Source organism: Neptunicoccus cionae, from assembly GCF_014643735.1.
Lineage (GTDB): Bacteria > Pseudomonadota > Alphaproteobacteria > Rhodobacterales > Rhodobacteraceae > Amylibacter > Amylibacter cionae.
The window spans coordinates 772,265-798,302 of record NZ_BMKA01000002.1 but is presented as its reverse complement, the minus strand read 5'-3'; the positions used below and the strand labels follow the sequence as shown (position 1 = coordinate 798,302).

The 26,038-nt window shown below is 58.2% G+C and carries 23 protein-coding genes; 12 read left to right on the top strand and 11 right to left on the bottom strand.

The window, feature by feature from the left end:
• Positions 1–55: 55 nt before the first annotated feature.
• The 8 genes from IEX10_RS09070 to IEX10_RS09035 all read left to right on the top strand — a co-directional run bounded on the left by IEX10_RS09070 (position 56) and on the right by IEX10_RS09035 (position 9,324).
• Positions 56–1,402, top strand: coding sequence for a TldD/PmbA family protein (locus tag IEX10_RS09070; RefSeq protein ID WP_188673640.1), 1,347 nt, complete (start codon positions 56–58; stop codon positions 1,400–1,402).
• Positions 1,395–2,165 (top strand): 3'(2'),5'-bisphosphate nucleotidase CysQ, encoded by a 771-nt coding sequence (locus tag IEX10_RS09065; RefSeq protein ID WP_308420700.1) that lies wholly within the window; start codon positions 1,395–1,397, stop codon positions 2,163–2,165. Before IEX10_RS09070 ends, IEX10_RS09065 begins: the two co-directional genes overlap by 8 nt.
• Before the next feature lie 117 nt (positions 2,166–2,282).
• Positions 2,283–3,566 (top strand): 3-deoxy-D-manno-octulosonic acid transferase, encoded by a 1,284-nt coding sequence (locus tag IEX10_RS09060; RefSeq protein WP_188673634.1) that lies wholly within the window; start codon positions 2,283–2,285, stop codon positions 3,564–3,566.
• Complete coding sequence (gene lpxK / locus IEX10_RS09055; RefSeq protein ID WP_188673630.1) at positions 3,563–4,561, top strand: tetraacyldisaccharide 4'-kinase; 999 nt, start codon at positions 3,563–3,565, stop codon at positions 4,559–4,561. The genes IEX10_RS09060 and lpxK overlap by 4 nt, the downstream gene beginning before the upstream one ends.
• A gap of 195 nt (positions 4,562–4,756) precedes the next feature.
• A complete protein-coding gene (locus IEX10_RS09050) occupies positions 4,757–5,875 on the top strand; it encodes an aminotransferase class V-fold PLP-dependent enzyme (RefSeq protein WP_188673628.1) in 1,119 nt (372 codons plus the stop codon).
• A 48-nt stretch (positions 5,876–5,923) separates the two neighbouring features.
• Positions 5,924–7,903: a 3-hydroxyacyl-CoA dehydrogenase NAD-binding domain-containing protein gene (locus tag IEX10_RS09045; RefSeq protein ID WP_188673625.1), complete on the top strand. Its 1,980-nt coding sequence runs from the start codon at positions 5,924–5,926 to the stop codon at positions 7,901–7,903.
• Positions 7,896–8,315: an acyl-CoA thioesterase gene (locus tag IEX10_RS09040; RefSeq protein ID WP_188673622.1), complete on the top strand. Its 420-nt coding sequence runs from the start codon at positions 7,896–7,898 to the stop codon at positions 8,313–8,315. Before IEX10_RS09045 ends, IEX10_RS09040 begins: the two co-directional genes overlap by 8 nt.
• Before the next feature lies 1 nt (position 8,316).
• On the top strand, positions 8,317–9,324 hold the full coding sequence (locus tag IEX10_RS09035) for a glycoside hydrolase domain-containing protein (RefSeq protein WP_188673619.1): 1,008 nt from the start codon (positions 8,317–8,319) through the stop codon (positions 9,322–9,324).
• 4 nt (positions 9,325–9,328) lie between these two features.
• Here IEX10_RS09035 and IEX10_RS09030 read toward each other — a convergent pair whose 3' ends face one another.
• Genes IEX10_RS09030 through IEX10_RS09020 form a run of 3 tightly spaced genes read right to left on the bottom strand, consistent with a single transcriptional unit; the run spans position 9,329 to position 11,637 of the window.
• A complete protein-coding gene (locus IEX10_RS09030) occupies positions 9,329–10,471 on the bottom strand; it encodes a CaiB/BaiF CoA transferase family protein (protein WP_188673617.1) in 1,143 nt (380 codons plus the stop codon).
• 3 nt (positions 10,472–10,474) lie between these two features.
• A complete protein-coding gene (locus IEX10_RS09025) occupies positions 10,475–11,080 on the bottom strand; it encodes a DsbA family protein (protein ID WP_188673614.1) in 606 nt (201 codons plus the stop codon).
• Positions 11,081–11,097: 17 nt separating this feature from the next.
• On the bottom strand, positions 11,098–11,637 hold the full coding sequence (locus IEX10_RS09020; protein WP_188673613.1) for a DUF721 domain-containing protein: 540 nt from the start codon (positions 11,635–11,637) through the stop codon (positions 11,098–11,100).
• Between the two features lie 95 nt (positions 11,638–11,732).
• Here IEX10_RS09020 and mutY point away from each other — a divergent pair, with 95 nt between their 5' ends.
• On the top strand, positions 11,733–12,764 hold the full coding sequence (mutY, locus tag IEX10_RS09015; RefSeq protein ID WP_188673612.1) for an A/G-specific adenine glycosylase: 1,032 nt from the start codon (positions 11,733–11,735) through the stop codon (positions 12,762–12,764).
• Positions 12,765–12,780: 16 nt separating this feature from the next.
• On the opposite strand, the gene IEX10_RS09010 is transcribed toward mutY, so the two are convergent.
• From IEX10_RS09010 to IEX10_RS08980, 7 genes are all read right to left on the bottom strand, one after another.
• On the bottom strand, positions 12,781–14,016 hold the full coding sequence (locus IEX10_RS09010; protein WP_188673611.1) for a Tm-1-like ATP-binding domain-containing protein: 1,236 nt from the start codon (positions 14,014–14,016) through the stop codon (positions 12,781–12,783).
• Positions 14,009–14,956, bottom strand: a complete 948-nt coding sequence (locus tag IEX10_RS09005; RefSeq protein WP_188673608.1) for a phosphotransferase enzyme family protein — start codon at positions 14,954–14,956, stop codon at positions 14,009–14,011. Before IEX10_RS09005 ends, IEX10_RS09010 begins: the two co-directional genes overlap by 8 nt.
• The gene (locus tag IEX10_RS09000) at positions 14,953–16,233 is read right to left on the bottom strand and encodes an aspartate aminotransferase family protein (protein ID WP_188673605.1); all 1,281 of its coding nucleotides are present in this window, start codon (positions 16,231–16,233) and stop codon (positions 14,953–14,955) included. Before IEX10_RS09000 ends, IEX10_RS09005 begins: the two co-directional genes overlap by 4 nt.
• Positions 16,230–17,714: an aldehyde dehydrogenase family protein gene (locus IEX10_RS08995; protein ID WP_188673602.1), complete on the bottom strand. Its 1,485-nt coding sequence runs from the start codon at positions 17,712–17,714 to the stop codon at positions 16,230–16,232. Before IEX10_RS08995 ends, IEX10_RS09000 begins: the two co-directional genes overlap by 4 nt.
• Positions 17,711–19,195 carry a tripartite tricarboxylate transporter permease gene (locus tag IEX10_RS08990; protein ID WP_188673598.1) on the bottom strand — a complete coding sequence of 495 codons (1,485 nt, stop codon included), beginning with the start codon at positions 19,193–19,195 and terminating at the stop codon, positions 17,711–17,713. Before IEX10_RS08990 ends, IEX10_RS08995 begins: the two co-directional genes overlap by 4 nt.
• A gap of 1 nt (position 19,196) precedes the next feature.
• Positions 19,197–19,715 (bottom strand): tripartite tricarboxylate transporter TctB family protein, encoded by a 519-nt coding sequence (locus IEX10_RS08985; protein ID WP_188673596.1) that lies wholly within the window; start codon positions 19,713–19,715, stop codon positions 19,197–19,199.
• A gap of 69 nt (positions 19,716–19,784) precedes the next feature.
• Complete coding sequence (locus IEX10_RS08980) at positions 19,785–20,726, bottom strand: tripartite tricarboxylate transporter substrate-binding protein (RefSeq protein WP_188673593.1); 942 nt, start codon at positions 20,724–20,726, stop codon at positions 19,785–19,787.
• 140 nt (positions 20,727–20,866) lie between these two features.
• Here IEX10_RS08980 and IEX10_RS08975 point away from each other — a divergent pair, with 140 nt between their 5' ends.
• The 3 genes from IEX10_RS08975 to IEX10_RS08965 all read left to right on the top strand — a co-directional run bounded on the left by IEX10_RS08975 (position 20,867) and on the right by IEX10_RS08965 (position 24,304).
• Positions 20,867–21,640 (top strand): IclR family transcriptional regulator, encoded by a 774-nt coding sequence (locus IEX10_RS08975; RefSeq protein ID WP_188673590.1) that lies wholly within the window; start codon positions 20,867–20,869, stop codon positions 21,638–21,640.
• Positions 21,641–21,694: 54 nt separating this feature from the next.
• The gene (locus IEX10_RS08970) at positions 21,695–23,047 is read left to right on the top strand and encodes an aminotransferase class III-fold pyridoxal phosphate-dependent enzyme (protein ID WP_188673587.1); all 1,353 of its coding nucleotides are present in this window, start codon (positions 21,695–21,697) and stop codon (positions 23,045–23,047) included.
• A gap of 123 nt (positions 23,048–23,170) precedes the next feature.
• A complete protein-coding gene (locus tag IEX10_RS08965; protein ID WP_188673584.1) occupies positions 23,171–24,304 on the top strand; it encodes an alkane 1-monooxygenase in 1,134 nt (377 codons plus the stop codon).
• Between the two features lie 90 nt (positions 24,305–24,394).
• On the opposite strand, the gene serA is transcribed toward IEX10_RS08965, so the two are convergent.
• Positions 24,395–25,990, bottom strand: coding sequence for a phosphoglycerate dehydrogenase (serA, locus tag IEX10_RS08960; protein ID WP_188673581.1), 1,596 nt, complete (start codon positions 25,988–25,990; stop codon positions 24,395–24,397).
• Positions 25,991–26,038: the final 48 nt, after the last annotated feature.

Here is a 26,038-nt window from a genome sequence, read left to right as displayed (position 1 = left end):
GCAGCCCTGCCGTTTGTTCTAGGTGTCTATCACAGACAAATGAAGGCGGAGCAGCATGACAGGCAGATTGTCGGATTTGGCGCAACAGGTGTTGGCAGCCGCAAAACGGGCGGGCGCGGATAGCGCGGATACGCTGGTGATGGAAGGGACCTCCATTTCCATCGAGATGCGCACGGGCGCTTTGGAACATGCGGAACGCTCTGAAGGGGTGGATCTGGGGTTGCGGGTTTTGTGTGGTGCGAAACAGGCCTGTGTGTCTATTTCCGACGACAGCGAAGCCAGCATTGCCACGATGGCGGAACGGGCGGTTGCGATGGCCCGCGAAGCGCCTGACGATCCCACTTGCGGTTTGGCACGACCCGATCAGCTTGCCACCGAATGGGATGTGGCCGCGCTGGAGTTATATGACGACCGCGCCGCGCCAAGCCCTGCGGATCTGGAACAACTCGCGCTGGAAGCCGAAGCCGCCGCGCTGGAAGTGTCTGGCGTGGATCAGGTGCAGGGCGCAAGTTCCGGCTACAGCGAGACCTCTTTGCATCTGGCCGCCAGCAACGGATTTTCCGGCGGCTATCGCCGTGGGGCGTATTCCACATCTTGCGTGGCGATTTCCGGTGAGGGCCTTTCGATGGAGCGTGACTATCACGGAGAGGCCCGCAGCCACTACGCCGATCTGCCGGATCCGCGCAGCATTGGACGCACCGCCGGTGAACGCGCCGCCGCGCGCGCCGGTTCTACCCGTCCACCAACCGGCGCCTATCCGGTGCTGTTTGACGAACGGATCGCAGCTTCGCTGATCGGCCATCTGGTTGGGGCGATTAACGGCTCTGCCATCGTGCGCGGTGCCAGCTTTCTGAAGGACGCGCTGGGCGAACAGGTTCTGCCTGCCAGCCTGTCTCTGATCGAAAACCCCCACCGTCCCCGCGTGGCGGGCAGCCGTCCTTTTGATGGGGAAGGCCTGCCGGTTCAGGAGCGCGCACTGGTGAAGGACGGTATCCTGCAAGGCTGGACGCTTGATCTGGCAACGGGGCGCAAGTTGGGCATGGACAGCACCGGCAACGCAAGCCGTGGTGTCTCGACGCCGCCATCGCCTTCGCTCGGCAATCTGGCTCTGACGCCCGGCGATGTGACCCGCGAAGACCTGATTGCCCAAATGGGAACAGGGCTGGTGATCACTTCGATGATCGGGTCTACCATCAACCCCAATACCGGAGACTATTCCCGTGGCGCTTCGGGCTTCTGGGTGGAGAACGGCGAAATTACAGGTCCGGTGAACGAATGCACTGTGGCAGGTAACCTGCGGGATATGCTGATGAATATCACACCGGCCAATGACGGACGCCCCCACCTAAGCCGCGTTGTGCCCAGTCTTTTGGTAGAGGGGTTGACCATTGCCGGTGCGTGATCTGGAACTCCTGCTGGATGTGGCAGAAGAAGCAGGCAACATCGCTTTGAAGCATTTCCAGCAAGACCCTGAACACTGGGACAAACCCGGTGAACAGGGGCCGGTGTCTGTGGCTGACTTAGAGGTGAACCGCATGCTGGAGTTCCGTCTTCAAGCGGCGCGACCAGACTATGGTTGGTTGTCAGAAGAAAGCCCCGACGATCCCGAGCGGCTGGAGTGCGAGCGTACGTTCATCATTGATCCCATTGATGGCACACGCTCGTTCATTGCCGGACACGAAAACTTCGCACATTCCCTTGCTGTGGCCAAAAACGGTGTGGTGACTGCGGCGGTCGTGCATATGCCCGCCAAAAGCCTGACGTTCGCGGCCTCCATTGGTGGCGGTGCGACACTGAACGGGGAACCGATTACGCCCAGCACAATAGAAGCGCTGGATCAGGCAGAGGCGTTGATCGCCAAACCGATGATGGATGCGTCTTACTGGCCCGGCGGTGTGCCACCCCTGCGCCGGAATTTCCGGTCCTCGCTGGCATACCGTTTGTCGCTGGTGGCCAATGGCCGGTTTGACGCGATGATCACATTTCGCCCCGCGTGGGAATGGGACGTGGCCGCCGGTGATCTGATCTGTACCGAAGCCGGTGCAAGCGTCTTTGACACAAAGGGGAAGGTGCCGGTTTATAATTCCCGTGGTGCAAAGACCGCCGGAATGATCGCTTGCGCCCCGCGTATCAGGGACAGTCTGCTGTCGCATGTAACGGGATAGAGTCCACGGGGTGATTGCAAGCGCCGCTGCCAGCCCCTAAATTCAGACCAGACTTATACCCGTTCTCCCGTCTGCGCCACTGGCACAGCTTAAAAACGAAATCCGGCGGAGCCGATTATGCCCAGCAAGAGCCTTGGTGAGACCCTGATCCGAAGTGCCGCGCGCATTACCGAGCCGTTAATGCAACACGAACTCGCCCGTCGCGTGGCCCGTGGCTATGAAGACGCCAGCCGTGCCCATGAACGGCAGGGCAAGTCCGATCTCGTCCGGCCTGAAGGCGTGCTGGTCTGGTGCCATACCCATGACATGCAAGGCGCGCTGAACCTGATCGGGGTAATCGGCCATATCCACGCGGAACTGCCCGAGATCACCTTTCTGGTTACAACGCAGATGCGGATACAAGACTACGTTTTCGCCATGCGGATGCCCGCGCGCACCCTGCACCAATATGCGCCGCTGGACAAACTGGCGGCGGTGGACCGGTTTCTGGACCACTGGCAGCCGGATCTGTGTCTGTGGACCGATGATTTGCTGATGCCGGTGCTCAACACCGCGAGTACACGACGGGGCATCCCTTCTGTGCTGGCGGATCTTGGCAATGTAGGCAGCAGCGGCCCGCAGTTTCGCTGGATATCACGGGTTTCCAAATCCGCGCTGCACAGTTTTGAAACCATCCTCACCGCAGACGAGGCAACGGCCAAAGCGGTGCGCGGTTTCGGGGCGGAGGCCAACGTGATGGGGCATCTTTGCGAAGAAGCCCTTGCCTTACCCCATGATGAAGCTCGCCGCGCCCGGCTCTCGCGGCAATTGGACGGGCGGCCTGTCTGGTTGGCTGCAAAAGTGGCGCAGGCCGAGATCGAAAAAGTGCTTGATGCCCACAGCCACGCCATGCGGATGACGCACCGTCTGCTGTTGATTATTGTGCCCGCCAGTCGCGACGACGTTGAGGCTGTGAAGTCCGCCTGTGGCGAAGCCGGAATTGTGTGGCGGTGTAGCGATGACCTTGATGAACTTCCGCCCCGTACGGATGTGATCATTGCGCGGGGGCTCGACGGGCTTGGTTTGTGGTACCAATTGGCTGCCGTGTGTTTTCTGGGCGGGTCTTTGGTGGAGCGGGGCGGGCATACCCCGCTAGAGGCCGCAGGGCTCGGTTCTGCGATCATCCACGGACCCCACGTGGACAATTACGCCGATACTTATCTGCGCTTGCAACAGGCAGGAGCCGCGATTGAAGTTCATTCCGTCCCGTCACTGGCCGAAGCGGTAAGCGAGCTGATCGTACCGGATCGCGCCGCTGAAATGGCCCACGCGGGTTGGCATGTCTGTTCCGAAGGGGCCGATGCCACGGATGAACTGGTTGATGTGCTTTGGGACATGATACCAATGGGAGCCCCCTTATGAAGCCACCCGCTTTCTGGTCCGCGCCACAAACTGCGCCGGGTCTCTGGCCGCGTGTGCTGGCGCCGCTGTCTGCGCTCTGGCGCTTCGGGGCGTCACGGCGGCACGCTAAAGGGCGGCATCTTCGGGTTCGGGTTCCGATTATTTGCGTTGGCAATATCAATATCGGCGGGACCGGAAAGACGCCTACTGTGATTGCCCTGATGGGGCTTTTGGCCGATATGGGGATGCGCCCGCATGTGGTGTCCAAAGGCTATGGCGGGCAGGCGGTCGGGCCGCTGCGCGTGGATGAGGTGAAACACACCGCCAGCGATGTCGGAGACGAACCGTTGCTGCTGGCCGCGTTTGGTCCGTGCTGGGTGGCTAAAGACCGCGCAGCTGGCGCCGAGGCAGCCTTGGCGGCTGGTGCAGACGTGATCATACTAGACGATGGCATGCAGAACCCCGATCTGGTGAAGGACTTCACGATTGTTGTTGTGGATGCGGCAGTGGGCTTTGGCAACGGGCGGGTTTTGCCCGCAGGTCCCTTGCGTCAGACCCTTCAAAGCGGTTTGGCACAGGCGGATATGGTCCTATCTATCGGCCCGTCAGAAGCGCAGAAGGCGTTTGCAACCAACTGGCCTGATCTGCGAGGGGTGCCTCATTTGCGGGCCGAGTTAAAACCGCTGGAAACAGGAATGCTCTGGCACGACTTGCGGGCTTTTGCCTTTGCTGGAATCGGCCGCCCCGAGAAGTTCTTTGACACTCTGCGGACGAGCGGTGCGACGGTCGTGGCGACACGCTCTTTCGGGGATCATGAAACCCTTTCGGACACATTGTTGAAACGGATGGAAAGCGAGGCCGAGAGTCTGGGGGCGCAGATGGTCACAACCGAAAAGGATGCGGTGCGGCTGCCCCGTAATTTTCGCCACAAGGTCGTGACCTTGCCCGTGCGCCTGTCCGTGCAAGAGCCAGAGCGTCTGAGTGCGCTGCTGGAGCCTGTAGTCGCGCGTGACTAAGACCGTTTCGCGGTGTTGAACAATGACGGTTTTGGATATTTTTAGCCAGAAGAAGCCTGAGCGTAGGGCTTGGAGCGCTGGGGCAGTTAAAATCTGTTATATGGGGATTGGAAGAAGTTTGGTCCATAATCGCCTTGCGCTTTGAACTGGGCTGCGTAGCCTACGCGCAAACGCATTTGCAGAAGGATTGAAGTGATGAACAGTGCAGTTGACCCCGATGGTTTGATGGAATTTTCGGTGGTATTCACCGACCGGTCCCTGAACCACATGAGCCAGACATTCCAGCAGGTCATGCTGGATATTTCCGGCATGTTGAAGGAGGTTTACAAGGCAGAAGGCGTTGCGATTGTTCCGGGCGGTGGCACCTACGGGATGGAGGCTGTGGCCCGCCAGTTCGCTGCTGGCAAGAAGGCGCTGGTGATCCGCAATGGCTGGTTTTCCTATCGTTGGACCCAGATTTTTGAGGCAGGTGGCATTCCGGCCAGCGAAACCGTGATGAAAGCCCGTCCTGTCGCCAATGAAACTGCGTCTCCTTTTGCGCCTGCGCCGATTGGTGAAGTGGTGGCAAAAATCGCAGAGGAACAGCCCGATGTGGTTTTTGCGCCCCATGTGGAGACCTCTAGCGGGATGATCCTGCCGAATGATTATATCACTGCGGTGGCGGAGGCTGTTCATGCCTATGGCGGTCTGTTTGTTCTGGATTGCATCGCTTCGGGCTGTGTCTGGGTGGATATGCAGAAAACCGGTGTGGATATTCTGATTTCCGCGCCTCAAAAAGGTTGGTCCGCTTCACCGTCCGCTGGGTTGGTGATGATGGGAGAGCGGGCATTGGCCAAGATTGGCGAAACGCAGAGCAGCTCTTTCGCGTGTGATCTGGGCAAGTGGTACTCGATCATGCAGGCCTATGAAAACGGCGGCCATGCCTATCATGCGACGATGCCAACAGATGCGTTGCGCTCCTTCCGCGATACCATGTTGGAAACCAAAGACTACGGCTTTGATAAAGTATGCGCAGAGCAACTGGCCCTTGGTGCTGCGGTGCGTGATCTGTTGGCGGAAAAAGGCTTTACCAGTGTGGCAGCTGACGGTTTCGGTGCGCCGGGTGTTGTGGTGAGCTACACTGATGATCCGGATATCCAGAATGGCAGCAAATTTGCAGCACAAGGTATGCAGATCGCAGCCGGAGTGCCGCTGATGTGTGACGAGCCAGCGGATTACAAATCCTTCCGGCTGGGGCTGTTCGGTTTGGACAAGCTGCACGATGTGGACGGTGCTGTGGCCAAGCTGCGCAAGGCGCTGGATGCGGTGGTCTGAGCACGGGCACAGAAACAGTCTAACAGGATAAGATGAGGAAACAGCACGATGACGACGGCAGTAACAACAGAAATAACCGACGGTATTGCCGTGGTCACGGTGGACAATCCTCCGGTCAATGCGCTGGGCTATGATGTGCGTCAGGGATTGGCGGATGCAGTGGCACAAACCGACGGCGATGACAGTGTGCGTGCTGTGGTGCTGATTGCAGCGGGGCGGACGTTCATGGCCGGGGCCGAGATCAAGGAATTCGGCAAGCCGATGCAGGACCCGGGCCTGCCGGATGTCGTTCTGTCGATAGAGTCAGCCCGCAAACCTTGGGTCGCGGCGATCCACGGCACTGCCCTTGGTGGTGGTCTGGAAGTGGCGCTGGGGTGCCATTATCGGATCGTGGATGCGCGCGCAAAACTGGGTTTGCCTGAAGTGCATCTCGGGCTTATTCCGGGTGCCGGTGGCACGGTGCGTTTGCCCCGTGTTGTGCCCGTGGCCCGTGCTGCGGAAATGGTGGCAACCGGTCGTCCCATCCGCGCCCAAGATGCGGTGCAGATCGGGTTAGCGGATCGGAAATCCGACGGTGATTTGCGGGTGGATGCGATTGCTTTTGCCGGTGACATCGCCGGTGACCCCCTGCCCGAAGCGCTTGTGAACCGCGCGCCGGTGGATGCACCGGACGAGGAAAAATGGCGCGAGATCGCAGGCAAGCTGGTGTCAAAAGCACGGGGGCAGAATTCAGTACTTCGCGCTGTGGATGCCATTGGCGAGGCCGTCCAACTGGATGGCACGGCGGCCCTTGCGGTGGAGCGGCAGATTTTCACAGAGCTGATGCAAGACCCTCAATCCGCCGCTCTGCGCCATGTCTTTTTTGCTGAACGGTCTGTTGGTAAATTGCCCGAGTTGCGCGGCGTTGATCCCCGACCGTTGTCCCAAGTTGGCGTCATTGGCGGTGGTACGATGGGGGCAGGTATCGCCGTGGCGCTGCTGTTGTCCGGCCTGCATGTGATTATGATCGAACGGGATGAAGACGCGCTGGCCGCCGGTCAGGGCCGTGTGGCAGATACACTGATGGCCAGCGTCAAACGGGGGCTGATTTCGCCCGACAAGCGGGACACGCTGTTGAAAGGGTTCATCGGTTCGACCGGATATGACGCGCTGGCGCAGGCCGACCTGGTGATCGAAGCCGTGTTTGAAGATATGGATGTTAAGAAACAGGTGTTTGCAGCACTTGATGCGGCGACACGGCCGGATGCGGTGCTGGCGACAAACACGTCCTATCTTGATGTGAACGAAATCGCCGCCAGCGTGGCTGACCCTTCCCGCGTGCTGGGGTTGCATTTCTTTTCACCGGCCCATGTGATGAAGCTGCTGGAAATCGTGCGCCCCGATCAGGTGGCGGACGATGTGCTGGCCACGGGCTTTGCGCTTGGGCGGCAGTTGGGTAAGATCGCGGTGCCTGCGGGTGTCTGCGACGGGTTCATCGGCAATCGCATTCTGTCGGCGTACCGGCGGGAGTGTGACTATATGGTCGAAGATGGTGCCACCCCGCAAGAAGTGGACAGCGCGATGAAAGCCTATGGGTTCCCGATGGGTATATTTGCAATGCAGGATATGGCCGGACTGGACATCGGCTGGGCGGCCCGCAAACGCCGTGCCCCGACCCGTGATCCAAAAGAAAGATACGTTTCTATCGCGGATCGCCTGTGCGAACTGGGCCGTTTCGGTCAGAAAACCGGCGCAGGCTGGTTTAACTACCCCGAAGGCAGCCGCAGGGGCGAACCCGACCCGCTGGTGGAGAATATCATCGCAGAGGAAGCGGCGAAGAACGGAATTGAACAGCGCGATTTCACCGCCGAGGAGATCATGGATCGTATTCTTGGCGCGATGGTGTCCGAAGGCCGGGCCATACTGGAAGAAGGTATCGCCGCCAGCCCCGAGGCGATTGATGTGGTGATGATTAACGGCTACGGCTTTCCGCGGTGGCGGGGCGGGCCGATGTTTGCTGCCAAGGTGGCGGAACAGGGTAATGGCTGACCCTGTTCACACCACAACCCAAGTTGTCCGGTTTCAGCATTGCGATCCGGCGCGGATCGTCTTTTATCCCCGCTACTTCGAGATGCTGAACCTGACAGTGGAGGAATTCTTCGAGCAAGTCACCGGCTGGTCGTTTCACCGGATGCACGAGGAGTTAAACACGTCCGTACCAACGGTTCATATCGAAACCGATTTCATCGCAATCTCGCGGTTGGAGGATGTTCTTGATTTCCAACTGCGCGTCACACGTCTGGGCGAACGAAGTCTGGATCTCTCGATTGAAACGGTTTGCAGAGGGGAGCCGCGACTGACTGCGCGAATTACCCTTGTTTGCGTGGATTTTATTAAGAAAAATGCGGTGTTTTGGCCCGAGCCTCTGCGAAATGTGTTAGAACCACTGGCAGAGGGGTAACATGAAGCTGACACGGCGGCAGATGATGGCACTCACGGGCGCGGGGCTCGCCAGCCCTGTCACCGCAATGGCCGAGGTTCTGCCTGCTTTCATCCCCACAGCCGTGATTGACGCCGCCTTTGATATGACACGGCGCACGGGCATGATGGAAATGTTGGTGGCGCGCAAGGTGCGCACCGTGTTCCGCTACTACGCCTATAAGGACCAGCCGGAACGTAATCTGCCTCATAAAGTCCTGCGCCGCCACGAGGCAAAGGCCCTGTGGGGCGCGGGCATCAACATCGGTGCGGTGTTCCAATTTAACAACGACAAGCTGGAAAGCATCACGCCCAAGCGGGGACAGGCCGATGCGGAACATGCGCTCGATTATGCACAGAACACCATCGGACAGCCCGCAGGATCGGCGATCTATTTCGGGGTGGATGGCAGCTGGAACGGGGCGGCGCAACTGGCCGGTGTTATGGCCTATTTCGAAGCGGTGCGCCGTGTGTTTCAGCAGAATGGCAACCGCTACCGTGTCGGAGCATACGGATCGGGGCTCGTGCTTGGGCGGTTGCTGGATGCGGGGCTGGCGGACCTGACGTGGCTTGCCCTGTCGCGGGGGTGGCCCGGCACGCGGCAGTTCTACAATCAGGAGCGGTGGAACCTGTTCCAGTTTTCCCACCATCTGTGGTTTGGCAAAAATCAGGTGGACGGAAATGTGATCAATCCGGTTGCGCCGGACTTCGGGGATTTCTCGCGCAGCTCTGTCGGGCAACCTGCGGACTTTGGAACGGCGTTTTTATTGAAAGACCAGTTCTATTTTTCCAGCCGGCGCAAGGCTGCGGTTTATGCCAAGCCGGACACGAATGCGAAGGTGGTTCGGTCGTTGACGCTGGCCTACAACCCGATTGTGCTGAAATCCATCAAGGACTGGCATGCGGTGTCACTGGACGGGACGGACCGGATTGCAGGCTATGTCCGCGCCGAAGTGTTGACCACTTCAGCGCAGATGCCAGCTTATAAATAACCGCCTAGCGCGGCTTTGTACCAAGCAGCTCTTCGGTATGCGCGCCAAGTCTCGGTGCCGCGTCTTTGGTGGCCAGATCAGAACCCGAGAACCGCATCGGAGAGCGCACACCGGGCAGCCCGTCCAGTTCGATCTTCATACCGCGGGATTGGATATGAGGATCTTCGAACAGCTCTTTCATGTTGTTGATCGGACCAGCAGGCACTGTATTCGCGTCACAAGCCGCCAACAAACCGGCCTTGGTGTGCTTGAGGGTTTCTTCTTGCAAGATCGGCACCAAGACATCGCGGTGTTTCACACGCAGGGGATTGGTGACGTAATCATCATGGCTCGCCAGATCAGGGCGGCCGAGAATATCGCAAAAGCGGCGGTACTGGCCGTCATTGCCACATGCGATAATCACGTGACCATCCGATGTGGGTAGCACCTGATAAGGCACAATATTCGGATGGGCGTTGCCCGACAGTCCGGGCGGATTGCCCGTTGCAAGGTAGTTCCACGCCTGATTGGCGGTAACAGCCGCGGCCACGTCCAGCAGGGACATATCAATATGCTGCCCTTTGCCGGTTCTTTCACGATGGGCCAATGCGGCCTGAACGGCGATCACGGAATAAAGCCCTGTGAACAGGTCCGTGATTGCTACGCCGCATTTCTGCGGTTCGCCACCGGGTTCGCCGGTAATGGACATCAGACCCGACATGCCCTGCATCAAAAAGTCATAGCCCGCGCGGGGCGCATAAGGGCCGGTCTGTCCAAAGCCAGTGACAGAACAATAGACCAGACGGGGATTGGCCTCTTTCAGGCTCTCGTAATCCAGCCCGTATTTCGCCAGCCCGCCGACCTTGAAATTCTCGATCAGTACATCGGCCTCGGCAATCAGGCCCAGCAGGTCCGCTTTGCCTTCGGGGGTGCGAAAATCCACCACCACTGACTTCTTGCCGCGATTGCAGGCGTGGAAATACCCCGCAGCAACATCGTCACCGCGATCAATGAAGGGCGGGCCCCATTTGCGCGTGTCATCCCCGTCCGGTGCTTCGATCTTAACGACCTCGGCCCCTAGATCGGCAAGTGTCTGGCCAGCCCAAGGACCGGCCAAAATACGGGCGAGTTCTACAACCCGCAGGCCATGCAATGGTGTATTCGACATGGATCAGCTACCAAGCTCGGCTTCGATGATCTCGGCCAGTTCTGCGTAAGGCAGGTTGCCATATTTGGTGCCGTTCACGAACAGGGTCGGTGTAGAGTTCACTTCATCCGCGGTAGAGGTTTCCTGAAAACGGGCAACCATAGCTTCGGCCATTTTCTGGTTGTTCAGACATTCGTCAAGCTGGTCGTCCGACAAGCCCGCAATCTTGCCAATTTTACGCATTTCCGCCACGATTTCAGCAGGTTCACCAGCACGGGACCATTCCGCCTGACGCTTGTAAAGCATATCGGAGATGCCGAAGAATTTGGACGGGTCACACCGCGCGATCATCGCGCCCCACAGGCCGAAACGGTCGAAATAGACTTCGCGGTAAACGAAGTTGATCTTATCCGTGTCGATGTAATTCGCCTTAAGCTGCGGATAGGTGTTGGCGTGGAAGCTTGCGCAGTGGGGGCATGTGAAGGATGCGTATTCTGTCACCGTTACTTTGGCCAGCTCGTTGCCAAGACGCATGTCCGGAACGGTGATGGTTTCGTCCTGTGCAAATGCAAAAGAGCCGGGCAGAGTGGTCGCGGCCAGTGTGGCCAGTGCGGTGCGGCGGGTAATCATAACGGGAACCTCTTGGATTAGTGTTTTTGTTTCTTCAGGATGTTTTCACCCAGCGCAGCAAGGGCTGCTTTTAACCCACCGTCTGACACGTCAGACACGGTTCGGGCAAGCACCTCTTTCTTTTCGGGGCTGAGGGGTGGTTTTTCGGGGCGATCGTGGTGGAAATCCGCCTGTTTATCGGCAAAACCGGTCGGGGATGTCTGGGTGATATGGATACGGCTGATCGCGGCATAACCGTAAGTGGCGTTCACGCGGTCTTTAATCTGGGGCAGTTGCATCTGCACCATCGGCGCATTGGCCCCCGTGGTCAGTAGGGTCAGCGTTGCCCCCATGCCCTGACGGGTGTAGCCGACTTTCACAGGGCGGGCGATCCGCGCGACGGATTCTCCGGCGATTTCGGCCCAATGGGTTAGCAGACGGGTCTCAGAGAACCCCCGCTTTTCCGAAGCCTTGCGGATTTGGGTGCCAAGGATACCGCCGGTTTGCAGAAATCCACGGGCCTTGCGCCGCGTAAACGCGGGTTTGGGCGGAGATTTCTTCGATTTTGTAGCGGCCATGGCTGTCTTAACCTTTGATTCAGGTTATCTTACGCAGGCAAAGGACGGATGCCAGCGAATTGGTGGTAAAGAGGTGATAAAACTTGTGTGAGAAGATGACACAGCAGGCCGCAGATTTGCTGGACTGGTACGATATTCACGCCCGCGAAATGCCGTGGCGTGTCGGCCCCGCTGCGCGCCAGGACGGGGTGCGACCCGACCCTTATCACATTTGGCTGTCAGAGGTGATGCTACAGCAAACAACGGTCGCAGCGGTGAAGGATTATTTCGTTAAATTTGTCACGCGCTGGCCCGCTGTCAGTGATCTGGCAAATGCTGAGGACGGCGATGTCATGGCAGCTTGGGCAGGGCTTGGCTATTACGCGCGGGCCCGAAACCTGCTGAAATGCGCCCGCGTGGTGGCGCAAGAATATGGCGGCGTCTTTCCCGATACTTACGAGGCCTTGTTAAAGTTGCCGGGTATCGGACCTTACACAGCCGCCGCCGTGTCAGCGATCGCCTTCGGCCGCCGTGCAGTGGTGCTCGATGGAAATGTGGAACGGGTTATGGCGCGGTATTACAGGGTCTTAGACCCTTTGCCCGCTTCAAAAGAGACTCTTCGTGCCCTTGCGGACGGGCTGACCCCTGACAGGCGTTGCGGAGATTACGCCCAGGCGGTTATGGATCTGGGGGCCACGATCTGCACGCCGCGTTCGCCGGCCTGCGGGATTTGCCCGTGGATGACAGATTGCGCTGCGCGATTGGCTGGTGATGCGGCGAGCCTGCCGCGCAAGACACCCAAAGCGGCGAAACCGATCCGGCTGGGCGTGGCCTATGTGGCCGAACGGGCAGACGGCGCGGTGTTACTGGAACGCCGTCCCGATAAGGGGCTTCTGGGTGGAATGCTCGGCTGGCCCGGCAGCGTGTGGCAGGAGATGCCCCACGATATGGACCCGCCAGTGGATGCGGACTGGCAGGACAGGGGCGAGGTGCGGCACACCTTCACCCACTTCCACCTGCGCCTTCAGGTCCGTTTTGCACAGGACGTACGCGGCACGCCGGAGGTGGGCAGCTTCCTCCCGCGGGAGCGGTTTTCCCCTGCCGATCTGCCCACGGTGATGCGCAAAGCGTGGGATCTCTGCCGCTAGACCCTGTGACGGGGGATTAATCCTTGCGGATCGTCCCGTCCGCGACCCAAGCGTCAAAGATTTCCAGCGCTTTGTCAGCGAAGGCCTGATCGTTAATATGGGCGTCTACTTCGGAATAGCCGATAGGGTCTGTCATCACCTTGCGCGCCTCATCCGTAAACGCGGCGAGCCCTTCGGGATCATGGGCCACATCGCCTTCTTTGTCCCATTCCTCAACCCCTTGCAGCGGCATGATAAAATGGGTGGGTGCTTTGGCTTTCGCCAGACGCTTGGCCACCTCGCGGGCGGATTCGCGGCGTTCCTCGGCGTTGAAAGCAGACGACTTGATCAGGCGGTTATGTTCGTGAAACGGACGGTCGCGGTAGTTTTCGGGGATGTCCTGCCAACCTGCGAAATCCACCAGATCGAAACAGCCGGGGGCGACCATCTGGGGGATGCCAGCCTGCCCAGCGTTCAGCATCCTTTGACTGCCGCTGTTCACCACAGAGCCTGCAATCAAGTTGCCGAGTTCCGACAGGCCGAAATCCATGACGCAACAAAACCGCCCTTGCGAGGCAAGGGATTCAAACGCCATGCCGCCCATTCCTGTGGCGTGGAAAATCGCAACCTCATAGCCCCGCTCTTCCAGTGCAGGTTTCAGCTTTTTCATATATTTCAGACAGGACGATCCAAGCGATGTCATCCCGACGATGGGTCGATCCGTAGAGGGTGGTTCCACCGCACGGGCCGCGCCCAACACCGCGCCTGCCGCTTGGGACAGGGAGGCCTTGCAGACAGAGTTCAGACCGTAAAGCCCACCGGCCCAAAGGATCATCTGAATATCCGCAGACAGTCGTTCGGGTGGGATAATTGGCGAGAAAGACACCGTAGACACCACGTATTTCGGCACCCCCATCGGCAGCGCCTGACAGACATCCAGCGCCAGATCAGTGCCCATCGTGCCGCCCAGAATGACCACACCATCAAAAGCGCCGTCACGGTAAAGCTGCGCTGCAAGCTGCGACGCGCCCCGCGCCATGATCTGCATCGCGGTGTTTTCATCGCCTGAATCAATCGCCGCCTTAATGGAACTGCCTGCGGCCTCTGCCACTGCGTGTTTGGAATGGTCGCAAGGCTCTGACGGGTCGCCAAGAACGCTGACATCCATCGTCAGAACGCCGCCGCCCATTGCGGTGATCCGCTCTGCCATATAGTTCAACTCGTCGTCTTTGGTGTCGTAGGTTCCGACGACTAGAATAGTCTTGTCAGACATGAGTGCCTCCCGAATTAAGCCAGTTTGTAACCACTTGGGTCGCATTGTTAATGTGCTGCTTGTTGCGCTCCTGCGCGCCCTGAAGCTCCATTCGCGTGACGATCCAGCCCACATAGGTGCAGGCCCGCAGGGCGATGAACAGGGGCAGGTGTGTGATGTTAATTGTACGCTCGGACTGGTAGCCCTCGATCAGTGCGGATTGCAGGACCGGTGCATTTGTTTCTTCGCGGATGCGGAAAATTGTGGTGGCCAGTTCAAACAGCCGATACCCCGGCCCGCCATCGTCAAAGTCGATCAGATGCAGGTCTCGCCCGTCGATCAGGATATTCTCCCGCAACAGATCGGCGTGGATCAGGCCAAAGTCGTGCTGACCCTCCGACAGTGTCGCAGTGGCTTCCGCCCGGAAGGTTTCAAACAGGGTCTTTTGGTCTGGCGTCAGGGTCGGGTTTTCCCAGAACCGCCCCCACTGCGGTGTCTCTCCGATCAGACCATCCGCATCCCAGCGGGGACGGGTGAAACCTGCGGGAACGGTCCAAGCATCAGACGCTTTATGCAGTCGCGCCATTGCCTGACCGAGGTCGTGGAACGTGCGTTCGGGATCGTCCAGATCAAGTGGCGTGCCGAATGCCCCGAGCTGACGGCCACTCAGCCAAGTCAGCAGATCAAACTGCGCTTCGTTCACCAGTTGCAGGTGGGCCCCATCCGAACCCGCGATCGGGCGGGGCAGCGACAGACCCGCCGTGTCGAGCGATTTCATCCAAGCCAGTTCAGAGCTTAGCTGCGCATCAGTGCGATAGCCGCTGCGATGTTGGCGCAAAGCATAGGTAGCGTCCGGTGTTATCACGCGGAAAACGCGATTTTCCCGCTCTGCCACGAGTTCAACCGAAGTGGCGTCCACATCCCATCGGGCAATGGCCAGTTGTGCCAGCGCATCCGTCATGGCTGCACGTCCGATAGAACCTGATCCAGCGTGTCGATCAGAAGGTCCGCGTCGTCCCGCGTGAATTGCAGATTCGGGCGAATTTTCAGGGTGTTGTAATGGATGCCGATTTTATTCAGCAGTATGCCCCGATTGCGCAGTTCTTCGATCACACGCAGGATGTAATCCGTTGCGGGGGCTTTGGTGGTGCGGTCGGTTACCAGTTCTGCTCCGAAAAACATGCCGCGCCCGCGCACATCGCCGATAACGCTGTGCTTTTCCGCCAGTTCCTGCAGACGACCCTTGGCATAGGCGCCCACATCGGCGGCTTGCTGCATCAGACCTTCCTGTTCAATCACCTCAAGCACGGCCAGCGCAGTGGCGCAGGACACAGGGTTGCCGCCGAAGGTGTTGAAGTAGCGGAATGCCGTGCGAAACTCGTGCATGATCGCAGCCGTTGTGACCACGCCAGCCACCGGATGACCGTTGCCCATCGGTTTGCCCAGCGTCACCACATCAGGCGTGATTCCTTGGTACTGATGTCCCCACATATGGCTGCCGGTACGCCCGAAACCGGGTTGGACCTCATCCGCGATCAGGATGCCTCCGGCGTCATGCACGACTTTCATGGTCGCGTTTAGAAATCCGGCGGGCAGGTCGGGAAAGCCCTCGTTCGCAAAGAACGGGTCGATCAGCAGGGCGGCGAAACCGTGTTCGCTGTCTTCCAGTTCTGCAATTTTCGCTTTCACTTGCTCTGCGAAATATTCACCTGCATCGCCTTCGGGCGGGCGATAGCTGTCGGGTGCAGGCACATGACGAATATGGCTCGATTTGCCGAACTTCGACGGGTTGGTCGTGGACAGAGCCGACACAGCCGTCGTGTTGCCGTGATAGGTGTGGTTGGTGACGATAATGCCGGTCTTTCCGGTCACAGCCTCGGCCATGCGCAGGGCAACATCGTTGGCTTCCGATCCGGTGCAGCACAGCAGCGCCGTGTTCAGCGGGTCATCAAAGGTCGCCGTCAGCTTCTCGGCATAATCGACGATGCCTTCGTGCAAGTACCGCGTATGCGTGTTCAGCGTTGCCGCCTGATCTGACATGGCTTTCACCACATGGGGGTGGCAGTGACCCACGTGGGGCACATTATTGTAGCAGTCGAGATACTTTTTCCCGTCATGGTCCCAGACCCAAACGCCTTCCCCTTTTACCAGATGCACAGGCTCTTGATAAAAGGTGGACATATTGGGGCCGAGCACCGCATCACGCCGTGCAAGTAAAGATTTGCTGAGCGAGGTCATAGCTGTATCCATGCGGTTTTCAGGTTGGTGTATTTATCAAGCGCATGAAGCGATTTGTCCGAACCGTTGCCCGATTGTTTATGACCTGTCAGCGGCACGGTGTTATCCGGCCCGCCGTAGGTGTTCACATGCACCACACCGGCGTTGATCGCGCTGATCATATTGTGGGCGCGCGACAGGTTCGAGGTCCAGACACCTGCCGCAAGGCCAAGGTCGCTGTCATTGGCAAGCTGGACGGCTTCTTCTTCGGTGTCAAATGGCGTTACTGCGAGAACCGGCCCGAAGACCTCTTTGCGGAACACGGTGTTGGTGGGTGTCACACCGGACAGGATTGTAGGCGCCATATAGCTGCCGCCAGTGTCTTCAAGGATGCGGTTGCCCCCTGTGATACACTCTGCCCCTTCACTGATCGCTGCCTCGGTTAGTCGCAGGTTTCCGGCCAGTTGGGTTTCGGAATTTACCGCACCGATTTGGGTGTTCAGGTCCAGCGGATCACCAACCTTAAACGCTTCGGCATGGGATTTCAGCGCCGCGACAAAATCATCATGGATGCTACGTTCTACCAGCAAGCGGGATGCAGCCACGCAGACCTGCCCCGCATTGCGAAAGATACCACCAGCAGAAACAGCCGCCGCTTTGTCGAGATCCGGCGCATCGGCAAAAACCACGTTCGGGGATTTCCCGCCCAGCTCAAGATAAACCCGTTTGAGGTTCGATTGGGCCGATGCTTCTAGCAGTTTGCGCCCCGTCATGCCCGATCCGGTAAAGGCCAGCACATCGACATCCATAGACCGCGCCAGCGCATCCCCCGCAATACGGCCATCGCCTGTAACAACATTCAGCACGCCCGCAGGCAGGCCAGCACCGGCTGCAATTTCAGCCAGTCGCAACAAGGACAGGGATGCGGTTTCGGCAGGCTTCACAACGATTGAATTGCCCGCTGCAATGGCAGGGGCGATTTTCCATGCGCCAATCATCAGCGGGAAGTTCCACGGGATGATCGCACCGACCACGCCGACAGGTTCGTGATGCACCAGACCCAGCGTGCCGGGCGCTGTAGGGGCGATTTCCCCCGGTGTTTTGTCGATGGCTTCAGCGTAATAGCGGAAGGTGGCGGCGGCGGAACCGGCCTCGGCTTTATAGGCCATCGCGAACTCGGTCCCGTTGTCGCGGATGCCAAGCACGGACAGCGCCAGCGCATCGGCTTCAATCGCATCGGCCACCGCGAACAGGATTTTCTTGCGCGCGGCAGGGGCCAGACGGGACCAGCGCCCGTCATTGAACGCAGTGCGGGCTGATGCAACGGCCAGATCAACCTCGCCCGATGTGGCATTGGCGATGGTGGTCAGCTGCGTGCCGTCAATTGGGGAGGTCACAGCCATCGGTTCGGCAGTGCCTTCTACGGTGGCGTTGTCGATGAACAGGGATTGCGCTGCAACGGTTTCGCTGCGCAGGGCGTCGATTTGCGATTGTGTGGTCATAGGTCTTCCGTCGAATTGCGATCCTTCCACATGCGCCAGACATGAGAGCCGAGCACGGCGAGGATCAGGAGAAACAGGATAAAGGCGATAGGGCGGTCGATCATGTCGAATGGGGTTTTGACCCGCATCATAGAGGTGCGCAGTTTGGCTTCCATGATCCCGCCAAGAACCATGCCAAGGATAATCGGTACGATGGGCAGGTTCAGACGTTTCAGAATAAACCCGAACACGCCGAACCCCGCCGCTATGGCGCAGTCGATGGTGGAATTGCGCAGGGAATAGACCCCGACAAACGACAGGGTCAGAATGATAATGCCCAGAAAACGGGTCGGGATCTGGATGATTTTCAGCAGCAGGTTGGTCGAAAACAGCAGGAATATGACAACCATCACGTTCAGCAACAGCAGCGCAATATAAAGCGCGACAACGAAATCCATCTGGTTTTGGAACAATTGCGGTCCGGGCACCACGTTATGCACATAAAACACCGACAACATCATCGCGGTCAGCGCTTCGCCCGGAATGCCAAGAGCCAGCAGCGGTATCATCGCTGCGGCGGGCACGGCATTGTTAGAGGCTTCGGAGGCGATCAAACCTTCCGGTGCGCCGTTGCCAAACAGCTCTGGCGTTTTCGATCCGCGCCGCGCAGCCGTATAGGACATAAATTGCGCGGTAAATTCCCCGACACCGGGTATCATCCCCATCATCACCCCGAAGGATGCACTGACGCTTGCGACCCGTTTGTGTTGGAACAGTTCTTTAAAGCCTTGGAACAGCCCCCCCGACAGGGTGCCTGTGCGCGGCGCGCGGTTCTCGTCCACCAAAAGGACGATTGCCTGTGATATGGCAAACAGCCCCAGCACCACCACGATCAGATCGACGCCGCCAGACAGCCAGCTTTGCCCGAAGGTGTAGCGCTTTGAATACTGGATCGGCTCCAGCCCGATGGTGTTCAGCCAGATGCCGAAACAGGCCAGTGCGCCAGCGATCAGGATTTGCCCGCGATGGGCCAGCACCACCAGAATAATCCCGAGCAAGGACGCGAGGAAAATCTCGCGGCTGCCGAAATGGGGGGCGATGGCTGCTAGTATTGGAGAGAGAAAAATCAGGCAGACAACCGCAAAAACACCCCCGAAGAAGCTTGCAGAATACGCGAGCGACAGGGCGCGTCGGCCCTCGCCCCGCTGGGTCATCGGATAGCCGTCGTAGGTCGTCAGCGCGTTCACCGCCGTCCCCGGTGTGTTCACCAGAATTGCGGGAATCGCACCGCCATACATGGAACTGCCGTAAATCCCCAAAAGCGCGGTCAGTCCGACGATGGGATCAAGCGAAAAGGTTGCGGGCAGCAGAATCGCGATGGCCACAGCCGCCCCGACACCTGGAATTGCGCCGATAATCACGCCCCCGACAGAGCCGACGATAAGGGCGATCAGCACATCCCAACGGGCGAGGATCTCTAAACTGGAGAAAAACAGATCCATATCAGAAGCCCATAATCATGAAGTTGCGCAATCCGTCGGGCAGATGCTCATAAAGCGCACCTCCGGGGATTTTCACGCCTAGAAGTGTCTTGAAGATGATGACAATCGCTACACCCGATGCAGCGGACCAGCCCAGCATTGCCAGACTGCGATACCCCATGCGAAGGGCAAGGAGGAAGGTAAACAGAACCGTGCTTGGCAGGTAGCCGATGCGCGGTACGGCGATCACGTAGATCATGAACCACCCGACAAATTCAAAGGCCCGCAGCCAGATCACCACTTCACTGCCAAGCCCGCTTTTCGCCCGTTGTTTCATGTGGGTCAGCAAATGCAGTGCGGTAAATCCAACCATCCCAATCACGCCAACACCCGGCCAGAATGCGGGCTGTGCGAAAAGTTTGCCTTTGGCCGAGAACTTGGCCTGATCCCCGATTTGGGTCAGCAAATAGGCGGAAACTGCGAAGAACAGACCCACAAACAGCATCTCTCCGGGTTTGGCTTTCGTCGGTTCGGTGCTCATTGCGGTCTCCCTCGCAGGTTCAGAAAAACCGGCCCGAAGGGGCCGGTTCGGGTCTTTATCGGAAACGGTTTACTCTATCAGACCGTTCACTGTCGCCAGTTTGCCTGTGTCGGTTTCGATCCGACCGGCAGATGTGTCAGCATCCTGCCAATAGACACCGGCACCTGTCTCAGCGGCCAGTTTCTGGGCGCGCTCGGACATAACGGTTTTCTTCGCAACCGCGATGATCTTTTCGCGCACGTCTTGCGGGGTGTCTTTGGTGACGAACAGACCGTTCCACAAAGAGATACCCAGCTCGGGGTTCACTTCGGCCATTGTCGGTGCATCCGGTGTAAGGGAAATACGCTCGTCTGTCATGGTCGCCAGAACGGTGATGCTGTCGAGACATGGCAGAACCAGTTGCAGTGTTGTGTTGATCACATCCGCATCGCCAGAGGCCAGCGTGTTACAGTCAAGCGCATCAAACGCAGCTTCGGATCCCCATTCAAAACCGGCGGTTTTGGCATAGGCCAGTGACACTTTGGTCGGTGTCAGCGGCGCACCGAAATGCCCCAGCGCCAGATCGTTGGATTTGGCATGTTCGGCCATTTCTTCAATCGTCTTGAATGGCGCGTCACCGGATGTTGCCAGAACAAACGGGTAGGTCAGGAAAATGCCCAGCGGGTCGAATTTCGCGGGGGTTAGTTCGTCGATACCGATCTCGTGGCCGATCAGCGGAACGCCGATCACGAATGAACCGATGGTATAGCCGTCCGCCGGAGCAGTCGCCACATCAATGGCACCCGGGAACGGGCCACCACCGCCGCCCGGCTTGTTCACCACTGCCGCTGCTACGCCGTATTCCTTTTGGAAATCTTCGGCGATCATGCGGGTCAGCACGTCTTCCAGATCACCCGGAGGCCACGGCACGATAAAGTTTACGGGTTTCTCGGGGTATTCAGCCAATGCAGGCGCGCCGATGGCACCAGCCGTTAATGCGGCCGTAGCTGCTATGGTAAGAAAATGTTTCATAAGGGACTCCCTGTCCGATGTCTTGTGTTCCAAGTCATGACCGTGGATCATTATTCAATCCGTCGGTTGAAATAATGATTGCTTCAAAGCAGGATCAGTGTCAAACAAAAAACGATGCATTTGCAACGATAGGGTAAGTGATGAGCACTGTAGAGAAGGCTTTGGAGATACTGGACCTGTTCCATACCGCCCGTCCGTCTATCGGTTTGTCAGAAGCAGCACGGTTGTTGAAACGGGATAAAGCGACCGTCCAAAGATACCTGACCGCGCTGGAGGCCCAAGGGTTTCTGGAGCAAGACCCGCTGAGCAAAACCTACCACCTCGGTCCTGCCGTAACGCGGCTGGCGTCTGTGCGAAACTTGACATATCCCATTGAGATCGCAGCAAAAAACGTTTTATCTGATCTGGTAGAGAAAACCGGAGAAACCGCGCATCTAAGCCACCATCAAAAGAATGGATTGAGCGAGGTAGCCATTGTGGAAACTTCGGTCAGGGCCACGCGGGTCTATATTGATCCGGCTGAAATTTTGCCCTTCCACGCCACCGCATCGGGCATCGCCTATTTAAGCTGTCTTGACGCAGCCAAGCGCGACCGGATTTTAAACCGTGTGCTTGAGCGGATCACCACCGAAACCCCGCTGGAGCGCGAATCAGTGCTGGCACTGGTGGAGCAGGCGCAGGCGGCGGGGCATGCTTTGATGTTCGGAACATTCGAAGCTGATGTCGTGGGTATGGCCGCGCCGGTTTTCGATCACACTGACACGGTTTGCGGCGCTGTTGCCGTGGCCACGCCCATGTCCCGTTTTGATGATCGGGTCCGCGACTGCATCGCGCTGAACATCGACGAAGCGGCACAAGCTATTTCCAGACTTTACGGAGCACGGCGTCAGCCGGTGCTCGATGCGGCCGAATAAGCCCCAACCCTGAACCTGCCCGAACGGGCTTTGACCAAAAAAAGGATCGGAAAGATGAAAGACGATAACTTCCTTAAGGAAAATAACGCAAAACACATGTGGCACCCGATGGCCCATCCCGGCGGCCAGCAAGACAACCCTCCGGCAATTATCACCGGTGCTCAGGGCGTTAAGATCACCGATATCGACGGTCACGAAACCATCGATGCAGTTGGCGGGTTGTGGAACGTAAACCTCGGTTATTCCTGTGATCCGGTGAAAGAGGCGATCTCTAACCAGCTGAACCAGCTGCCCTATTATTCCACCTTCGCTGGCACGTCTAATGATGCAGCGATTGAGCTGTCCTACATGTTGCGCGAGTTTTTTCAGCCCGAAGGCATGGGGCGTGCGTTCTTCACCAGCGGCGGGTCCGATTCCGTTGAAACCAGCCTGCGTTTGGCCCGTCAGTATCACAAAATCCGTGGTGAGACCCAGCGCACCAAGTTCCTAAGCCTGAAGAAAGGCTATCACGGCACCCACTTCGGCGGCGCTTCGGTGAATGGTAACAACCGCTTCCGCACCGCCTATGAACCGCTGCTTCCTGGCTGTCGCCACCTGCCGGCACCCTATGCCTATCGCAACCCGTTCAATGAATCTGACCCCGCCAAGCTGACCCAATTGATCCTACAAGCCGCCGAAGACGAGATCGCTTTCCAAGGGCCAAACACCATCGCGGCCTTCATCATGGAGCCGATCCTTGGGGCCGGTGGCATCATGGTGCCACACGAAACATTCATGCCCGGCATGCGCGAGATCTGTTCCCGCCACGGTATCCTGATGATCGCGGATGAGGTGATCACCGCCTTTGGTCGCACAGGCGACTGGTCCGGTTCGCGGCACTGGGGTGTGCAGCCTGATATGATGTGTACCGCCAAAGCGATCACCAACGGATACTACCCGTTCGGTGCTTGTATGATTGCGGAAAGCATGACCGAAGTGTTTGAAAAAGCCGGACCCGAAGGGTCTATCGGCCACGGTTACACCTATTCCGGCCATCCGGTCGGGGCGGCTGCTGCGGTTGCCTGTCTGAAAGAAACCCAGCGCCTGGACGTGCGGGTCAACGCCGCCGCGCGGGGGACGCAGATGTTTGAAGGCGTGCAGCGCCTGAAGGAAAAACACAGTGTTATCGGGGATGTCCGCGGTGGCCACGGGTTGATGACTGCGATTGAATTTGTATCCGACCGCGAGAGCAAAAAGCAGATGGCACCGGATTTTGGCGCCAAGGTCGCCAAGGTCGCCTATGAGAATGGCGCGATGCTGCGGGTTTCCGGTGCGAATATCCTGCTGTCTCCGGGGTTGGTGATCAGCGAAGCCGAGGTGGATACCATTCTGAACGCGGTCGACGCCGGTATCACCGCTGCGGGCTAAACCCGACTGAATGCTTCTGATCCGAAGGTTGGCCGCCCGTTGCTGCGCGGCCAACCTTCCCCACCGTTTGAATTGTGTGTTCCCGCCTTTCGTGCCAGATTGCGAAAAACTACCGGAGCATTCATGTCTGGCGATCCCATCCGCACCAATTTTCTTGCAGCGCTGCCGTTCTGGCTGTCGCTTGGCTATCTGCCTGTGCTCGCTCTGGCTGGTTGGCAGGGCGGCTGGTGGCTGGCGCTGACCCCGCTGTTTGGCTGGTGGGCCATGTCTCTGGTGGATGTGGTTGGCGGTTTGCGCACGGACAATATGGACACAGAAACACCGGATAACAGTCTGCGCTGGTACACGTTGATCACCCTGATCTGGCCGTTTTTGCAGGTGGTTCTGGTGTTCGGATCACTGGCCTATGTCAGTTGGACTGATCGGCTAAGCACGCGGGAAAGCTGGATTTTTATGGCGACAGTTGGCATTGCCAGCGGAACCATCGGGATCAACTATGCCCATGAATTGATGCACCAGAAGTCCCGTTTTGAACGGTTTCTGGGCGATATGCTGATGACAATGGTACTGTACGGTCATTTTCGCAGCGAACACCTGCTGGTGCATCACCGCTATGTGGGAACGCCGCGTGATCCTGTGACCGCGCGCTACAACGAAGGGTTCCACCGCTTTTTCCGCCGTGTGCTTGTGTCCTGCTTCCACTCTGCCTTTGGGGCGGAGAAGGCGATGCTGGCGCGTAAGGGTCTTCCCGCATCCCATCGCAGCAACCCGTTCTGGCGATACGCGGCGTGGCAGGCGGGGTGGCTGTTGCTGGCCTATATGATCGGGGGATGGACCGGCGTGGGCATGTTCTGCCTGCAAGCTTTTGTGGCGATCTGGCAGTTGGAGCTGGTCAATTACGTTGAGCACTACGGTCTGACCCGCCGCCATCTGGGGGAGGGCAAATATGAACACGTCCTGCCCCGCCATTCATGGAACGCGGCGCACCGTGTCACGAACTTTGTGCTGATCAACCTGCAGCGCCACTCGGACCATCACTACAAGCCGAGCCGCCGTTTTCCGCTGCTGCAAACCTACGATGCGGATGAGGCACCCCAACTGCCATACAGTTATCCCATAATGACGATTATGGCGATGATGCCACCGTTCTGGCGGCGCTACATGAACCCCAAAGTGCGGGCGTGGCGACGCAAGTATTATCCGGATGTGAAGGACTGGACCCCGTACAACAAGGCGCTGAATCCGTTGCCGCGTTAGGGCTGTTAACCTTTGTCAGGTATAAGAAACGAAAAGGCCTGCGGGTATCACAAGGATATCCGCAGGCCTTAATTCAATTATGGCAGAGATTTATTCTACGTCGAATTCCAGTGGTTTAACCTGCTGGAACATGCCTGTCTGACGCAGCTTCTCCAGAACCGGAACCGGCGGCTGTGCATCGAGGTAAAGCAGCGCAATCGCGTTGGCGCCCGCTTCGGACCGGCCAAGGGTAAAGTTCGCGATGTTTACGTCGCTCTCGCCCATTGTCTGGCCCAGCGTCCCGATGATGCCCGGCATATCGTCGTTGGTGGTGTAAAGCATGTGACGGCCAACTTCGGCGTCAATGTTGATGCCTTTGATCTGGATGAACCGTGGCTTCCCGTCCGAAAAGACCGTCCCTGCGATGGAACGCTCTTTCTTTGCGGTTTTCACGGTCAGCTTGATGTAGCTGTCAAACACACCTGATTTTTCCTGCGTGGTGGTGGAACACTGGATGCCACGTTCAGCAGCAACCACAGGGGCAGATACCATGTTCACATCGGGATTTTGCGCCTTCATCACACCGGCAATCGCCGCCGAGGACAGCGCCTTGGTGTTCATTTCGGACACCTTACCATCATAAAGAATGTTCACGCTTTCGATCGCTTCTTCGGTCATCTGGCCGATGAACGCCCCCAGATGGGAGGCAAGCTTTACAAACGGGCTCAGCACTGGTGCTTCTTCGGCAGTGATCGACGGCATGTTGATCGCATTGGTCACAGCGCCGTTCAGCAGGTAGTCTGAAATCTGCTCCGCCACTTGGATCGCAACGTTCTCCTGTGCTTCGGTGGTCGCCGCGCCAAGGTGCGGGGTCACAACCACGTTGGGCAGGTTGAACAGCGGGCTGTCTGTTGCGGGTTCTACCGCGAACACGTCAAAAGCAGCGCCAGCGACATGACCGGATTTCAGCGCCTCTACCAGTGCGTCTTCGTCGACCAAACCACCACGAGCACAGTTCACGATGCGCACGCCTTTTTTCATTTTGGCGATGGCCGCCGCGTCCAGCATACCTGCGGTTTTTTCGGTTTTTGGAACGTGCAACGTGATGAAATCGGCTTGGGCCAACATCTCGTCCAGCTCTACTTTCTTCACGCCCAGTTCGGCGGCACGCTCTTCGGACAGGAAGGGGTCATAGGCCACAACCTTCATTTTCAGACCCAGCGCACGGCTGGCAACGATGGAGCCGATGTTGCCGGAGCCGATCAGACCAAGGGTCTTATTCGTCAGCTCGACCCCCATGAACTTGGACTTTTCCCATTTGCCCGCATGGGTCGATGCCGATGCTTCGGGGATTTGACGGGCCACAGCAAACATCATCGCAATCGCGTGTTCTGCGGTGGTGATAGAGTTGCCAAACGGCGTGTTCATCACGATCACACCCTTGCGCGATGCGGCATTCAGGTCCACGTTGTCCACACCGATACCAGCGCGCCCGATAACCTTCAGGTTTGTCGCGTTTTCGAGGATTTTCTCGGTGACTTTGGTGGCCGAACGAATGGCAAGACCGTCGTATTCCCCGATGCGTTTCATCAGTTCTACTTTGTCTTTGCCCAGATCCGGTTCGAAATCCACTTCGATGCCGTTGTCACGGAAGATTTGCACGGCGGTCGGGCTGAGTTTGTCAGAGACGAGTACTTTAGGTGCCATTTTGGGCGTTCCTTGTGTATAAATATGTATGGAGTGGCCCCGCGTCAG

What these genes read in the sequence shown, in the direction of transcription:
- IEX10_RS08975 (WP_188673590.1), top strand. Translation starts at nt 20,867, where the DNA reads ATGAGCACTGTAGAGAAGGCTTTGGAGATACTGGACCTGTTCCATACC.
- lpxK (WP_188673630.1), top strand. Translation starts at nt 3,563, where the DNA reads ATGAAGCCACCCGCTTTCTGGTCCGCGCCACAAACTGCGCCGGGTCTC.
- IEX10_RS08980 (WP_188673593.1), bottom strand. Translation starts at nt 20,726, where the DNA reads ATGAAACATTTTCTTACCATAGCAGCTACGGCCGCATTAACGGCTGGT.
- IEX10_RS08990 (WP_188673598.1), bottom strand. Translation starts at nt 19,195, where the DNA reads ATGGATCTGTTTTTCTCCAGTTTAGAGATCCTCGCCCGTTGGGATGTG.
- IEX10_RS08985 (WP_188673596.1), bottom strand. Translation starts at nt 19,715, where the DNA reads ATGAGCACCGAACCGACGAAAGCCAAACCCGGAGAGATGCTGTTTGTG.
- IEX10_RS09010 (WP_188673611.1), bottom strand. Translation starts at nt 14,016, where the DNA reads ATGTCTGACAAGACTATTCTAGTCGTCGGAACCTACGACACCAAAGAC.
- serA (WP_188673581.1), bottom strand. Translation starts at nt 25,990, where the DNA reads ATGGCACCTAAAGTACTCGTCTCTGACAAACTCAGCCCGACCGCCGTG.
- IEX10_RS08970 (WP_188673587.1), top strand. Translation starts at nt 21,695, where the DNA reads ATGAAAGACGATAACTTCCTTAAGGAAAATAACGCAAAACACATGTGG.
- IEX10_RS08995 (WP_188673602.1), bottom strand. Translation starts at nt 17,714, where the DNA reads ATGACCACACAATCGCAAATCGACGCCCTGCGCAGCGAAACCGTTGCA.
- IEX10_RS09070 (WP_188673640.1), top strand. Translation starts at nt 56, where the DNA reads ATGACAGGCAGATTGTCGGATTTGGCGCAACAGGTGTTGGCAGCCGCA.
- IEX10_RS09045 (WP_188673625.1), top strand. Translation starts at nt 5,924, where the DNA reads ATGACGACGGCAGTAACAACAGAAATAACCGACGGTATTGCCGTGGTC.
- IEX10_RS09030 (WP_188673617.1), bottom strand. Translation starts at nt 10,471, where the DNA reads ATGTCGAATACACCATTGCATGGCCTGCGGGTTGTAGAACTCGCCCGT.
- IEX10_RS09020 (WP_188673613.1), bottom strand. Translation starts at nt 11,637, where the DNA reads ATGGCCGCTACAAAATCGAAGAAATCTCCGCCCAAACCCGCGTTTACG.
- mutY (WP_188673612.1), top strand. Translation starts at nt 11,733, where the DNA reads ATGACACAGCAGGCCGCAGATTTGCTGGACTGGTACGATATTCACGCC.
- IEX10_RS09025 (WP_188673614.1), bottom strand. Translation starts at nt 11,080, where the DNA reads ATGATTACCCGCCGCACCGCACTGGCCACACTGGCCGCGACCACTCTG.
- IEX10_RS09060 (WP_188673634.1), top strand. Translation starts at nt 2,283, where the DNA reads ATGCCCAGCAAGAGCCTTGGTGAGACCCTGATCCGAAGTGCCGCGCGC.
- IEX10_RS08965 (WP_188673584.1), top strand. Translation starts at nt 23,171, where the DNA reads ATGTCTGGCGATCCCATCCGCACCAATTTTCTTGCAGCGCTGCCGTTC.
- IEX10_RS09040 (WP_188673622.1), top strand. Translation starts at nt 7,896, where the DNA reads ATGGCTGACCCTGTTCACACCACAACCCAAGTTGTCCGGTTTCAGCAT.
- IEX10_RS09035 (WP_188673619.1), top strand. Translation starts at nt 8,317, where the DNA reads ATGAAGCTGACACGGCGGCAGATGATGGCACTCACGGGCGCGGGGCTC.
- IEX10_RS09005 (WP_188673608.1), bottom strand. Translation starts at nt 14,956, where the DNA reads ATGACGGATGCGCTGGCACAACTGGCCATTGCCCGATGGGATGTGGAC.
- IEX10_RS09000 (WP_188673605.1), bottom strand. Translation starts at nt 16,233, where the DNA reads ATGACCTCGCTCAGCAAATCTTTACTTGCACGGCGTGATGCGGTGCTC.
- IEX10_RS09050 (WP_188673628.1), top strand. Translation starts at nt 4,757, where the DNA reads ATGAACAGTGCAGTTGACCCCGATGGTTTGATGGAATTTTCGGTGGTA.